This is a genomic window from Arcicella sp. GW822-FHT02H01 (genome assembly GCF_058802005.1).
In genome coordinates, this window is the sequence record NZ_JBXANT010000001.1 from 4,359,066 (window position 1) to 4,373,696 (window position 14,631).

General features: G+C 36.4%; 12 protein-coding genes. 9 read left to right on the forward strand and 3 right to left on the reverse strand.

Annotated features, from left to right (window positions below; translation table 11 throughout):
* The first annotated feature begins 233 nt into the window (after positions 1-233).
* Together AC1RNE_RS18140 and cdaA are read left to right on the forward strand one after the other, a co-directional pair.
* On the forward strand, positions 234-899 hold the full coding sequence (locus AC1RNE_RS18140; protein ID WP_492802835.1) for a peptidoglycan DD-metalloendopeptidase family protein: 666 nt from the start codon (positions 234-236) through the stop codon (positions 897-899).
* 152 nt (positions 900-1,051) lie between these two features.
* A complete protein-coding gene (gene cdaA / locus AC1RNE_RS18145) occupies positions 1,052-1,837 on the forward strand; it encodes a diadenylate cyclase CdaA (RefSeq protein WP_323248071.1) in 786 nt (261 codons plus the stop codon).
* 436 nt (positions 1,838-2,273) lie between these two features.
* On the opposite strand, the gene AC1RNE_RS18150 is transcribed toward cdaA, so the two are convergent.
* Positions 2,274-3,587, reverse strand: a complete 1,314-nt coding sequence (locus AC1RNE_RS18150; protein WP_492802837.1) for a cryptochrome/photolyase family protein — start codon at positions 3,585-3,587, stop codon at positions 2,274-2,276.
* Between the two features lie 505 nt (positions 3,588-4,092).
* Here AC1RNE_RS18150 and queA point away from each other — a divergent pair.
* The 5 genes from queA to AC1RNE_RS18175 all read left to right on the forward strand — a co-directional run bounded on the left by queA (position 4,093) and on the right by AC1RNE_RS18175 (position 10,467).
* A complete protein-coding gene (queA, locus tag AC1RNE_RS18155; RefSeq protein WP_492803672.1) occupies positions 4,093-5,145 on the forward strand; it encodes a tRNA preQ1(34) S-adenosylmethionine ribosyltransferase-isomerase QueA in 1,053 nt (350 codons plus the stop codon).
* Positions 5,146-5,256: 111 nt separating this feature from the next.
* On the forward strand, positions 5,257-5,916 hold the full coding sequence (locus AC1RNE_RS18160) for a 2-C-methyl-D-erythritol 4-phosphate cytidylyltransferase (protein WP_492802839.1): 660 nt from the start codon (positions 5,257-5,259) through the stop codon (positions 5,914-5,916).
* Positions 5,909-6,904: a methylmalonyl Co-A mutase-associated GTPase MeaB gene (gene meaB, locus AC1RNE_RS18165; RefSeq protein ID WP_492802841.1), complete on the forward strand. Its 996-nt coding sequence runs from the start codon at positions 5,909-5,911 to the stop codon at positions 6,902-6,904. Before AC1RNE_RS18160 ends, meaB begins: the two co-directional genes overlap by 8 nt.
* A gap of 107 nt (positions 6,905-7,011) precedes the next feature.
* Entirely contained in the window at positions 7,012-8,196 is a 1,185-nt protein-coding gene (locus AC1RNE_RS18170; protein ID WP_492802843.1) for an MFS transporter, read from the forward strand.
* Positions 8,197-8,841: 645 nt separating this feature from the next.
* Complete coding sequence (locus AC1RNE_RS18175; RefSeq protein WP_492802844.1) at positions 8,842-10,467, forward strand: NADP-dependent glyceraldehyde-3-phosphate dehydrogenase; 1,626 nt, start codon at positions 8,842-8,844, stop codon at positions 10,465-10,467.
* A 227-nt stretch (positions 10,468-10,694) separates the two neighbouring features.
* Here AC1RNE_RS18175 and AC1RNE_RS18180 read toward each other — a convergent pair whose 3' ends face one another.
* Both AC1RNE_RS18180 and AC1RNE_RS18185 read right to left on the reverse strand, forming a co-directional pair.
* A complete protein-coding gene (locus AC1RNE_RS18180) occupies positions 10,695-11,489 on the reverse strand; it encodes a DUF3108 domain-containing protein (RefSeq protein ID WP_492802845.1) in 795 nt (264 codons plus the stop codon).
* Between the two features lie 11 nt (positions 11,490-11,500).
* Positions 11,501-12,553, reverse strand: coding sequence for an aminopeptidase (locus tag AC1RNE_RS18185; RefSeq protein ID WP_492802846.1), 1,053 nt, complete (start codon positions 12,551-12,553; stop codon positions 11,501-11,503).
* Positions 12,554-12,738: 185 nt separating this feature from the next.
* On the opposite strand from AC1RNE_RS18185, the gene AC1RNE_RS18190 reads away from it, so the two are divergent.
* Positions 12,739-13,107 carry a Rid family detoxifying hydrolase gene (locus AC1RNE_RS18190; protein ID WP_492802848.1) on the forward strand — a complete coding sequence of 123 codons (369 nt, stop codon included), beginning with the start codon at positions 12,739-12,741 and terminating at the stop codon, positions 13,105-13,107.
* Between the two features lie 10 nt (positions 13,108-13,117).
* Positions 13,118-14,614: a glutamate--tRNA ligase gene (gltX, locus tag AC1RNE_RS18195; RefSeq protein ID WP_492802850.1), complete on the forward strand. Its 1,497-nt coding sequence runs from the start codon at positions 13,118-13,120 to the stop codon at positions 14,612-14,614.
* The last annotated feature ends 17 nt before the right edge of the window (positions 14,615-14,631 follow it).

The following is a 14,631-nucleotide window of genomic DNA, read 5'->3' on the forward strand; positions in this document are numbered from 1 at the left end:
AAACTGTAAAAAAAATAAACTTTTTGACCAATTTAATAAAAAAATGACCTGTTTTTGCTTAAAAAAGTGTAAATTTGAAGAAATTAGAAATTTGATATTTTATATAAATTTTCATTCACAACACACTTTTACAAGAAATTTAGGTTGAAAAATACCGACAATTTTTGTGGAAGTGTTTTTATTTTATCTTGAAGTGAAGCTATAAACTCAGTATACAAATTATCTCTATTCTTATGTTAGCAACCATAAAAAAATATACATTTCATCCAGTAGTACCTTTTGATTTTCAGAAGGATACCATCTATGAAATTGATTTAACAAAAAATAATGCTGATTTAGAGGAATTAAATTTGTCTGATACGGCTTTATTTAATGAGTACGTTACTGAAAAAATTAAAGAAGCAAAGGCTGTATGTGCCGTTGGAGGGTACCTCGAAAATCGTTATATTTATCGTAGAAGCGAACATTTTCAGCAAAGTGGTGAAGGACGCTCTATTCATTTGGGTATTGACATTTGGGCTCCAGCAGGAACACCAGTATTTGCTCCACTAAGTGGTAAAGTACATAGTTTTCAAAACAATAAAGGTTTTGGCGATTATGGACCGACCATCATTCTTGAACATCAATTAGAAGGGAAAACTTTTTATACATTATACGGACATTTGAATGAAGAATGTCTTAAAGACCTCTATGAAGGAAAAAATATTGAAGCGGGTGAACAAATAGCCCTCTTTGGAGATTTCCCTATTAATGGTGATTGGCCTCCTCATTTACACTTTCAAGTAATGACGGATATGCTTGGCTGTAAAGGCGATTTTCCGGGCGTTTGCGAACCATCCAAAAAGGCTGAATATGCCGAAATTTGTATTGATGGTGCTTATATGTTGGGTATGAAATGATAATTATGTATTCGATAAAGATAAAGTAAAATATTTATCTCTTTGATTATCAGTAATTTAATATTATATTATGCTAGTTTTAATTTATTAAATATCGTCAGCACTATACAGCATGACATTTACAACCTCTTTTTAAAACAAAAAATTATCTTATGCGCATAGGCTTTTTAACGATTGATTGGATTGATTTTTTAGATATTTTATTGGTAGCATATATGCTGTATCAGATTTATAAACTGATTCAGGGAAGTATTGCTAACAAAATTTTCTTTGGTTATATTCTTATTTACGGTGTTTACTTGGTGTCTAAAGCACTAGGAATGGAATTCCTATCTTCTATCTTAGGACAGTTTATGAATATGGGTGTGTTGGCTCTATTGATTATTTTCCAACAAGAAATTCGACGCTTTTTGATGATGCTTGGTCGTTCTACCTCATTTCGTGAGAATCCTTTGCTAAAAAGATTTTACACACCGAAAGTATCCAAAGAGAATTTCTCTACTTTACAGTCGATACTCGATGCGGTAAAAGTAATGGCAACGAATTATACTGGAGCTTTGATTGTGATTGAAAAAGAAGACGATTTGAAAAAATTTATCGAGTCGGGCGATGTATTAGATGCTGAGGTATCAAAGCGATTATTATTGACTATATTTCATAAAAACAGTCCTTTGCATGATGGCGCTGTCATCATCAAAGGCGGAAGACTCGCTGCGGCTCGCTGTATGCTGCCCGTTTCCGAAAGTGGTACAATTTCTCCAGCTTTAGGTTTCAGACACCGTGCTGCCTTTGGAATGAGTGAACAGACTGACGCCGCCATCATCGTTGTATCAGAAGAAAAAGCAGAAGTATCATTCGTAAATCATGGGGGTATCTTTAGAAATATGTCTATTCAGGATTTAGAAATAAAATTGAAGGATTATATTTTGAAGGAGTAAATTATAAGACGCTAGAAGCAAGACACAAGATATAAGACATAAGAATTTTAAGTGTTTGCATGGCTGTTAAATTTTATTCTTATCCCTAGCGAGGGACTTAAGTCCCTCGCTAGGGATATTTATTTTCTATAATCCCGAAGGAATGAAAGGATTATAGAAAATGAAAAAAATGTCTAGATTTTTAACCCCGAAGGGGTGGCATAAATTTTGGTTTTATACATTTTCACCCGATTGTATCACCCTCTCATGGTTCCGACTATATTAAATTAATTATTTGCTATAATTCTTCCATCCCTTCGGGATTATGGTCTACAAGATATAAGACACTAGAAGCAAGACAAAAGATGTAGCTTTAATACCTTTTCTTTAGTCTTCCGTCTTATATCTTTAGTCTTTAGTCTTGTGTCTTATATCTTTAGTCTTGTGTCTTATATCTTTAGTCTACAAACCCCTTCAAAGCCGTTTGATAAACAGGCAACATTCGTTTACGAGCAACGTCATGATTGACGATAGGTGCAGGATAATCGAAAGTATTTAATTCAGGTACCCATTTTTTGATATATTCAAGTTGCTTATCAAACTTTTGTGTTTGTAAGGTCGGATTGAAAACCCTAAAGTATGGTGCCGCATCGCAACCACTGCCAGATGCCCATTGCCAACCGCCATTGTTGGCAGCAAATTCAAAGTCTAATAATTTTTTAGCAAAATAAGCCTCGCCCCAACGCCAATCGATTAGTAAATGTTTGGTCAGAAAAGAAGCTACAATCATCCTAACACGGTTGTGCATGAAGCCTGTAGCATTTAATTCACGCATACCAGCATCTACGATAGGATAGCCCGTTTTGCCTTCACACCAAAGCTCAAACTCTTTCTCATTATTTCGCCAGATAATTCTGTCATAATCTTTTCTAAAAGCTTGTCCTTCCGAGATATGGGGGAAGTGATAAAGAATATTGAAATAAAAATCTCGCCAGATTAATTCATTCAGCCATGTTTCTGATAACGATTGAGCTTTGCGTGCTAATTCACGGATGCTAACTGTGCCAAACCGTAGATGAACAGATAGTTTAGACGTACCTTCGATTGCTGGAAAGTCTCGGTTTTCAGCATAACTACTGATGATACTATCTCGCACTTGTTTACTAGGAAATGTTGTCTCGACTGCTTTAAATCCCATCGACGCTAAAGTTGGTATTTCAAAAGGTTTAGTTGGAAGAAAATTATCAAAGTACTTTTCAGTAGGATATGATTTCAAATAAAACCCATTTACCTTCTCTTTCCATTTACGGCTATAGGGTGTAAAAACGGTATAAGGCGTACCTGCACCCGAAAGGATTTCATTTTTCTCAAAAATGACTTGGTCTTTATAAGTCTTAAAACCAATGCCTTCACTAGTCACAAATTCACGGGCGCTCTCATCTCTTTCCTGAGCATATTGTTCATAGTCATGGTTGGTATAAATCGTATCTATGTCATATTCATTAAGCAAGGCAGGAAAAACATCTTCGGGCGTACCATATTTTACTAAAATACTACTGCCCATAGCTGTTAAAAATGCTTGGATTTCGGTTAACGCCTTGTGAATAAACGCTACTCTGCGGTCATGTTTATCGTCGAGCTTATCCAAAATATTTTTGTCAAAAATAAAGATTGGCAATACTGGCACACCTTTTTTAAGTGCATGGTATAACCCTGCATTATCGTGTAAGCGGAGGTCGCGACGAAACCAAAAAATTGAAATTTTAGACATTTTAATGGAGAATAAGGAAAATAAAACTTGGTTACTCTGAACTAACCATTTCAATCTGAATTTGTTCGATAGATTTATTGTATTCAAAACATAAATCAGTGTAAACTTCTATAGAAAAGCTAGAAAACGGATTGAAAACCAAGTAGTTTTGGGATAATTCAGAAAAATATATTAGTTATTGGAAAAAATATTTCTAAATGTTATTGCTCAAAAAGAGCTATTGTAGAAGCATATACAGGTTTATTTGAAAAATTAACTAAAAGAATCAACTAAAAGTGTAATTTATTATCATATTGTATTGACAAGCCCTATCTGGAAATTGTATATTTGCAAGAATCGTATTGAAGTCATTTATCTATAGGGTGGGAGACTTTAGTATAAAACCAAGATTTTTGTTTTGATTTTATACGATAAAAGCCCTAGTAGCAATCATGTTATCAAACAAAACCGAAGATTAAAACCGTAAGAAATGACTCCAGGCGAAAAAACCGCAAACATTATTAGAATGAAATTATCTGAGTTCAGATTCGACCTCCCTAATAACCTCATTGCCTTGTACCCACCAGAGAACAGAGGTGAATCACGATTAATGGTGGTAAACAGAAAAACAAAAACTATTGAGCATCGTATGTTCACCGACATTTTGGATTATTTTGATGACGGTGATGTAATGGTTACAAACGACACTAAAGTTTTCCCTGCTCGTTTGTTCGGTCAGAAAGAAAAAACAGGTGCAAAAATTGAAGTATTTTTACTTCGTGAATTAAATAGAGAACACCGTCTTTGGGATGTATTAGTTGATCCTGCTCGTAAAATTAGAGTAGGTAATAAATTATATTTTGGTGATAGTGATTTAGTAGCAGAGGTAATTGATAATACTACTTCGCGTGGACGTACTATTCGTTTCTTGTACGATGGCGACCACAAAGCTTTGATGAAAGCGATTCACCAATTAGGCGAAACGCCACTACCAGATGAAATCCGTTTTAAACGTAAGGTAGAAGCGGCCGATGAAGAGCGTTACCAAACAATTTATGCTGAACACGTAGGTGCTGTAGCGGCGCCAACAGCAGGTTTGCACTTCAACAAAATCATCATGAAGCGTTTAGAGTTGAAAGGTATCAACTTTACACCACTTACGCTACATGTTGGTTTAGGAACTTTCCGTCAGGTAGATGTTGAAGATTTAACAAAGCATAAAACTGATTCTGAAAATTTTAACATCACAGAAAAAACTTGTGAGGTGGTAAATGAAGGAATTGATAGCAAAAAGAAAATCTGTGCTATTGGAACAACTGTTTTGAAGGCTTTGGAATCGTCTGTATCTGCAGATGGTCACTTAAAACCTATCGAAGGTTGGACGGATAAATTTATTTTCCCTCCATACGATTTCAGAATTCCAAATGCATTATTAACGAATATGCACTTACCAGAGTCAATTTTATTGATGATGACTTCTGCTTTTGGTGGGTATGATTTGATTAAGGAAGCTTATCAAATTGCTATCAAAGAGAAATATAAATTCTTTAGTTATGGCGATGCCATGTTGATTATCTAAGAGGCATAATCAGCACTTTTCAGGCGAAAGACATTAGGCAATATTCATAGCTTAGGTCTTTCGCCTGATTGTTTTATGGGTTTGTATCAATTTTCTTTTTAGTAATTATTCATGAAAAAATATGCCATTATAGTAGCGGGCGGGAGTGGTAGCCGAATGAAAAGTAATTTACCCAAACAGTTTATCGAAATAGGTGGATTACCCGTATTGATGCATACTTTAATCCGTTTTAAAGAAGCTTATTCAGATATTACCCTCATACTGGTATTGCCAGAAAGTCAGTTTGATTTTTGGCAGGAATTATGTCAAAAACACCATTTTGAGGTAGCTCACCAATTAGTGAAAGGAGGACAATCAAGGTTTCAATCAGGTAAGAATGGATTGTCGGTAATAGATACAGACGGTATTGTGGCAGTGCACGACGGTGTCCGACCATTTGTAAGTATGGACATCATCCGTGAAAGCTTCGAGGTTGCCCAAACCAAAGGAACAGCCGTAGTCAGTGTAGCTTCTAAAGATTCTGTTCGGGTAAATGGACAAGCGATAGACCGTCAAACTGTTCGACTGATACAGACACCACAAACGTTTCAAGTAGCTATCATCAAAAAAGCCTTTGAAACCGAAGAGTTGAGTACCTTTACGGATGATGCGAGTGTGGTAGAATTTGCAGGCTTTGATATTAATCTTATCGAAGGGTCGTATGAAAATATCAAAATCACTACCCCTGAAGATTTAGAGTGGGCAGAAATTATTTTGAAGCGAAATGCTTAAACGCTTATCCATAAAAGAATATACCGACGGCATTTTGGCTGGCAACAGAATGATTCTCAGCAGAGCAATCACGCTGACAGAGAGCAATTTGCCTGCGGATAAAATATTGGCTCAGGAAGTACTAGAAGCGGTGTTACCCCATACGGGAAATTCAATCAGAATCGGTATTACAGGCGTGCCTGGCGTGGGTAAAAGTACTTTTATAGAGACCTTCGGACAGTATCTGACCAAGCTGTCCAAAAAAGTGGCAGTTTTAGCCATTGACCCAAGCTCGCCCATTAGCAAAGGAAGCATTCTGGGGGATAAAACCCGCATGGAAAAGCTCGTGAATGAGCCATTGGCTTATATCCGTCCTACACCTACCAATGGAGGTTTGGGAGGCATAGCCAACAAAACCCGTGAAGCGATGTTGCTTTGTGAAGCCGCAGGCTTTGAAGTAATCATTATTGAAACAGTAGGAGTGGGGCAATCAGAAACGGTAGTGCATGGCATGGTCGATTTTTTTCTATTACTCATGTTAGCTGGTGCTGGCGACGAGCTACAAGGAATCAAGAAAGGCATTATGGAAATGGCCGATTTGATTGCCATTACCAAAACAGATTCGGGGAATGAAACTCAAGCTGATTTGGCTAAAGTAGCTTATCAAAATGCCTTGCATTTGTTTCCCCCTAACCAAACAGGCTGGTATCCCGAAGTACTCACCTGTTCGGCAATTACCGAAAAAGGAATTAAAGAAATATGGGAGTCTATTGAAAAGCATCGTGAACTACTTACGGGAAATGGATATTTTCAACAAAAGCGTAGCCAACAGAATTTAGAATGGATGTATAATTATATAAAGAAGTCGCTAGAAGAGAAATTTTACCAACATCCTAGCGTTAGCCTTTACATGAAAGACATTCAGCAGGAGGTAAGTGAAGGAAAGAAATTGCCGATTAATGCTGCCATGGAATTGCTAAATGTATTTTATGAGAACAAGGGCTTGTAATATATAAATAATTGGATTTTTTCTGACAATTATTTCATAATTCATAGCAGTTGTTTAAAATTCAAAAATCGTATCTCAAAATTAATTTCTCAGACGTATCTTTGCGGATGGAAAAACAAACTTCAATATATACTACTCAGTTTTGGTTACTTTGCGTTAGTAATTTTCTTTTTTCTGCGAGTTTTCAAATGATGATTCCCGAACTGCCCGATTATTTAGGTTCAATGGGTGGAAAAGAATACATCGGTTACATCATTGCATTGTTTACGCTTACAGCAGGTTTTGCCCGTCCTTTTTCTGGTAAATTGACTGATACCATCGGTAGAGTACCCGTAATGGCATTTGGCTCACTCGTCTGTTTTGTTTGTGGCGGACTATACCCTTTTGTGCATACCATTGCTGGTTTTTTACTACTTCGTTTTTTGCATGGTTTTTCTACGGGTACTAAACCAACGGCTACCTCAGCCTATGTAGCAGATATTATTCCCGAAAATCGCCGTGGTGAAGCCCAAGGAATGCTAGGTATTTTTACAGCAACTGGAATGTCTATCGGGCCAAGTATCGGTAGTTATCTTACCAGTTGGATATCTATCAATGGGATGTTTTTTACTTCTTCGGCTTTTGCTTTGCTCTCAATCTTAATATTGTTGAATATGCGAGAAACGCTTCCAACGATACAAAAAAAGGCTTTTTCTTTTAAATTATTTAGAATAGGATGGCAAGATGTATTTGAGCCAAGGGTAATTCCAGCCTTTATTGTGATGATTTTAGTGTCGTTCTCTTCGGGAGTATTGCTTACCTTAGTGCCAGATCAAACCAAACTGTTGGGGATTAGTAATAAAGGACTTTTCTTTACGGTTTATACCGTTGCATCTTTAACAGTAAGGTTATTTTTTGCGAAATCATCTGATAAATATGGTCGAATTCCTATTTTGATGATTTCCTCTATGATATTGGTTATCTCCATGATACTCTGTGCTTTAACTAGCTCTTTTTGGATATTTATTTTATCGTCTATCTTATTTGGTTTTTCTTGGGGATTCAATACGCCTACTTTAATGGCGTGGACAGTAGATTTATCTGACGAGCTTTACAGAGGAAGAGCCGTAGCCACTACTTATATTGCCCTTGAAGCAGGTATTGGTTTAGGAGCATTATTTGCAGGACAAATTTATAAAGGCAAAGTAGAGAACATTGTCATTCCATATTTTCTTGCTGCTTTTTTTGCATTTGCTTCTTTGGTATATTTATACTTTAAACAAAAAGAAAGACCTATTTTGATAGAATCTTAGTTATTAACTTAGAGTCTTTTAAAGATGCATAAAGATATATAGAATATTATTTTAGATTAAATGTGCGTAATTTTTTGAAATTCCGCTGTTTGAGCGAAGCGAGTTTCGGAATTTCTTGAATTTCTTTTGTTACTTTTCTTGTTTCAAGACAAGAAAAGTAAGTAGTGGCGAAAGGAAATTTTCTTTTTCCGATACAAACGAAATAAAATTCTTAAGCATATTATTAAAAATCAATAACCTTTTAGTATTTACATAAATATTCAACCAATTACCATGGTTTTTGAACAATATCTCGAGCAAAAAAACATAGATTCAGAAAAATTTCTTTGGGCAAATCCCGAGGATTTTCAAAGCCTGAAAGTGGTTTTTAATCAAGTAAATCCAGAGAGTTTTACAGCCCAAAAAAAGTTTTTAATTAACAAACTTCGTAGAAAATATCAGTTAAAAACCTTCTAAGTAAATACACTGACTTCGCTTAAATTAGTATCAATGAAATTTAACTGCAAATCAATAAATAGGAATATTTGTAGTATATTTATGATTATTAAAATAAAATAGTCTCACTCCATTTGCTGAAACTCCTTTCTTTTAAACTTTGCCAAGACAAAAATCTAAATCATTGTACTTTTTTAAGAATTAAAATTCATGTCATCTGTAAAAAACTTAGAAACTTTTTTTCCAACCGAAGCACAAATTCCAGCGGAATATAATCTCACAGAGCCAATTGAGCAACGTGAGTATTTAGTTAACGGCGAGATGCGTCAGTGGGCTGGAAAGACCCAAGATGTTTGGTCTCCTGTTTATGTTCAGACTGCCAACGGTTTAGAACAAAAAAGAATAGGTTCGTATCCTATCACCAATCCAGAAGATGCGATGGAAATTTTGGATGCTGCCGTAAAAGCTTTCGACCACGGTCGTGGCGAGTGGCCTTCAATGTCTGTAGCCCACCGTATAGAATGTGTTGAGAAGTTTACGCAACAGATGATTACGAAACGTGATGAAGTTGTGAAATTATTGATGTGGGAAATCGGTAAATCTTTGGGTGATTCACAAAAAGAATTCGACCGTACCGTTCAATATATTTATGATACTATTGGTGCGTTGAAAGACATCGACCGTAACTCTTCAAGATTTATGATTGAAGAAGGAATCATCGGTCAGGTTCGTCGTTCGCCATTAGGAATTGTTTTGTGTATGGGGCCATTCAATTATCCATTGAATGAAACTTTCACTACGTTGATTCCTGCGTTGATTATGGGAAATGTAGTAATGTTCAAGCCACCAAAACATGGTACTTTATTGCACTACCCATTGTTAGAAGCCTTCCGTACATCATTCCCTGCTGGGGTAATCAATACAATTTACGGTCGTGGAAATTCTGTAGTTCCTCAATTAATGGAATCAGGCAGAATTGATGCTTTAACCTTGATTGGTTCGTCGAAAGTAGCGGATAAGTTGAAAAAAATGCACCCGAAAGTTAACCGTTTGAGAGCTATTTTAGGACTAGATGCTAAAAATGCTGCCATCGTTACTGAAAGTGCAGATTTAGAATTAGCTGTGAAAGAATGTATGTTAGGTTCATTGTCGTTCAACGGTCAGCGTTGTACAGCCTTGAAAATGATGTGGGTACATGAATCATTAGTTGATGCTTTTAACAAACGTATGTCTGAAGAAATCGGTAAATTGAAATTAGGATTGATGTGGGAAAAAGGAGTAAACATTACGCCACTTCCTGAGCCTAACAAACCTGCTTACTTGAAAGAATTAATTGACGATGCTATCGCACACGGAGCAAAAGTTGTGAACGAAGGCGGAGGAGAATCATTCAAATCTATCGTTTACCCAGCATTGGTATATCCTGTAAACAGAGAAATGAAAGTGTGGCATGAAGAGCAATTCGGACCTCTTGTTCCAGTAGTAGCTTTCAGTGATATTCAAGAGCCAATTAATTATTTAATTGAATCGTCTCATGGTCAGCAAGTATCTATTTTCAGTAAAGATGTTCATCAGATTTCTGAATTAATGGATGTGGCTGTACACCAAGTTTCGCGTGTAAATATTAACTCACAATGTCAGCGTGGACCAGACGGTTTCCCTTTTACTGGTCGTAAAGATTCAGCAGAAGGAACACTTTCAGTAACGGCTGCTTTGCGTTCATTCTCTATCAGAACAGTAGTAGCCACGAAAGAGACTACAGAGAACAAAGCTATCGTCAACCAAATTGTAGAAAACCAAGAATCAACTTTCCTTTCTACTCGTTTTATTTGGTAGTTTTTTAGCTGTAAGCAGTCAGCCTTGAGCGATGAGCTTTGATTTTTAGATATAATCTCATCAAAAAAAGTAAACCCCTGCAAAAATCACTTTGCAGGGGTTTCTTTTTTCATACCGTGGTCTGTGGCACACAGAACACTCGGACAATTGAATTGTGTTCTGTGTGCCACAGACCACGGTATATTGGAAAAGTTGACAGCTCAAAGCTCATCGCTCAAAGCTAACAGCTAATTAAACTTCAACTCATGTTTCAAACCAGAATACTTTCTAAGGTCTAGTGCCAAAGCACCAATTTTTAAAGAAACCTCTGCTCTTACTGGAATTTTGTTTTCATCATCCGTTACCCACATTTTTACAGATTCCTCGTCTTGAAAGAAATTGTTTTTAGGTAATTGAGGAGTGATTTTGAAAGTACTGATTTTGCCAAACTTCGTATTGATAGTTTCTTTACCACGAAACTTCAATCGCATATTATACACTTCTCCTTCAAAAAAGAAAGTAACAGGTACAGAATCGCCGACATTCATTTTTGAAAAGTCAATCGTTCTGATAAAATAATAACCACTTACCACATCCTGAATATACTTAGGCAGATTATAAGTTTTCTTCTCTTGCGAATCATCCATTTCAAACAATTTCGCAGTATTGTTATTATGGTTAAAAATCACTCTTTGCTCTTTTTTATAACTTCCTTCCTGCTTCTTCATATAGAATTGCTGAGGTAAAATCATAGACGCATCAATGTAGGATGTCCAAGTATCACGTACTTTACTAATCCAATCGGTAACCCCCACAGTTCTAGCTACGATGCCAACTTTATAACAAGGTTTACCATTGGCATTTTGTAGTTTGTTATCTACATCCACAATGGCCTCTGCAGCATTCACAAAACCATAATGCACACGATATTCTATATGTTCGCCAGTAGTAAAACTATCTTGTTCGATTACCCTTTCTTGAAATGACGACTTGAAACTCATCGCCGTAATCAAGAGAATTAATATCAAAAATACTTTTTTCATATATGCGCAGATTACTGATTATGTTTTTTTTTCATGGACTTCAAAAAATGTTCGAAGTTCCCTTTAAATTGCCTTTGAAAGATTAACTCAAACTCATTTTGTTTTGAATTATAGGTTTTAAATCCTACAAAATAAGCATTGTTTGGTAAATCCTTCCTGTCAATTTTAGGTTTAGATAAAGCCGTTGGTTTTTTAAAAATAGTATCTTGACTTATTTCAATTTCTTCAATTAACGCATACTTCAATGAATCCTTGCGTGTGTCAGAAAGTTTTTTGCCTTCAAAAGTTTTATAGAGACTGTCCAATTTCAAAGTCCCTCTGTTTAAGTGCTTTATATATTTGTCTCGCACTTCTTTAGATTGATTTTTCTTTTGGAACTGCGGAGAATCTTTGCCGTATTTATAAATCAAAAAACGCTTGGCACCATAGTCGCCAACAAAATTGGCAAGATTCTCACTCGTCTCATGATCATCTTTTACAAAAATCGTTCCATGTGTCATTTCGTGGATAATCAGGCTCGCCAATTTGCCATCAGAGTAGTAAAGCATACTGCTTAAGATAGGTTCTGGTAGCCAGCCTAAGGTAGAGTAGGCAGCACCTTGTCCCATCTCTGTATCGTAGCCTTGCAATTTCCAAACGTTTTCTTCCTGATAAGCGGCCGTAGAATCAAAGAAACCTTTGTAAGTAAAGTTGCCAATAAAAGGGAAATTAAACATCACTGCTTCCATTTTATAACGCTCTGCTACAGTCAGCAAATATACCAAAGGTCGTCCTTGTTGGTCATACATGGTTTGGTATACCTTTGGGTTATCCTGTAAGCCCAAAGAATCAATGGCAAAACGCTTTATCTCACCAATCAACAAAATGCGTTTTTTTAATGAATCAGGAACACTTTTATCTTTTAGTACGTCGTCAAGCGGACGAGTATTGAAGGCAACATCCAACCCTCCGCTGGCTTGTTGGTATAGATAAACAACCCAAACTCTTTGCCAAAAAAGGACAATAACCAACACTACAATAAACAATAACCAAAAATTATATTTACGACGAATCTTTAATGACATGAATTATATGTTTTAATTTATGAGTGCAAGCAAAGGCAAATTATTGAAAATATCTTGGAATATACAGATAGTCTACGAATTTGCCCCTTACAAAAGTATCATGATTTGAATAAATGCCTTAAAACAGCTAATCATTTTGTAACTTGCACAAAATTTCGGGAAACCAATAAAGATACAAATCAACAATGAAACAAATCATCTTCACTGAAAAAGCACCCGCAGCCATCGGGCCATATTCGCAGGCAGTACTCTCTAACGGAACTTTGTACATTTCAGGGCAAATTGCCTTTGCTTTGGCAGAAGCTGGAGCAAGTATTCAGGATGAAACAAGTCAAGTAATGGAAAACCTAAAAGCCATTTTAGCAGCAGCCGATATGAGTTTCGCTAATGTGGTAAAAGCTTCTATTTTTGTAAAAGACATGAATAATTTTGCAGCCATCAATGCTGTATATGGTGAATATTTTTCAGAGAATCCTCCTGCACGCGAAACTGTAGAAGTGGCACGTTTGCCAAAAGATGTAAATGTAGAGATTTCTTGTATTGCTGTAATTTAATTTTCAAAAAATGTCAAATCAAGTAAGAGTACGTTTTGCACCAAGTCCAACGGGAGCTTTGCACGTAGGTGGTGTAAGAACAGCATTATATAATTATTTATTAGCCAGAAAACTGGGTGGTAAAATGTTACTTCGTATTGAAGATACAGACCAAAATCGTTTTGTAGAAGGTGCAGAAGACTATATCATAGAAGCCTTAGGGTGGGTAGGTATTACGATTGATGAAGGAATAAGCGTAGGCGGTCCGCATGCCCCTTACAGACAGTCGGAACGTAAGGATATTTATATGGATTATGCGATGCAACTCATCAATTCAGGAAAAGCCTATTATGCTTTTGATTCAAGCGAGGAGTTAGATGAAATGCGTCAAACTTTTGAAAGTCAAGGTTCGGCTTTTCAATACAATGCCGCTACGCGTAGTCGTTTAAAAAACTCTCTGACGTTTTCAGAAGAAGAAACACAGGCTAAAATAGTCGCAGGCGAGCCTTATGTAATCCGTTTGAAAGTACCAGCGAAAGAAGAAATTCGTTTTAAAGATATCATCCGCGACTGGGTACATGTACATTCATCAACGATGGATGATAAAGTATTGATGAAGTCGGACGGAATGCCAACATATCACCTTGCCAACGTAGTAGATGACCACTTGATGGAAATCACCCACGTGATTCGTGGAGAAGAATGGTTGCCTTCAGCACCTTTGCACGTATTATTATACCGTGCTTTTGGTTGGGAAGATACTATGCCCTTGTTTGCACACTTACCATTGTTGCTGAAACCAGAAGGCAATGGAAAGCTTTCAAAACGTGATGCTGATTTAGGTGGATTCCCTGTCTTCCCATTGGAATGGAAAAACCCTGACGGTACTATCGCAAAAGGATTCAGAGAAGAAGGTTATTTGAGTGATGCTGTTGTAAACTTCTTGGCTTTCTTGGGATGGAACCCAGGTACGGAACAAGAGTTATTTTCGATGGAAGAATTGATTGAAAGCTTTAGTTTAGAAAGAATCAATAAAGCAGGAGCTAAATTCGATATTAATAAAGCTAAATGGTTCAATCAGCAGTATATAAAATTACGTTCTGACGAAACGTTAGCCAAAGAATATTTACCTAACTTTGAATCAGACAAAGCTTTGAAAATTGTAAGTTTATTCAAAGAAAGAGTTACTTTCCCACAAGAAATTACAAACGAGGCCGAGGCATTATTCATTGCACCCGTTACTTATGACGAAACCATTGTAGCCTCTAAATGGAATGATGATGCCAAGAAAGGTATCACAGCTTTTAAAGATGCTTTACCTGCTTTAGATAATTTTGTAGCGAACGACATTAAACACGTTTTGCATGCAGAATTAGAAAAACTAGGCATTAAAATGGGAAAAGTAATGCAGGCTTTGCGTGTGGCTACCACAGGCGTAGGAGCAGGCCCCGACTTAATGTTATCGATGGAAATCATAGGTAAAGAAGCTGTAATTGCACGTTTAGAGAAGGCTTTGAATACCTTGTAAGTGATGAGTTGTGAATG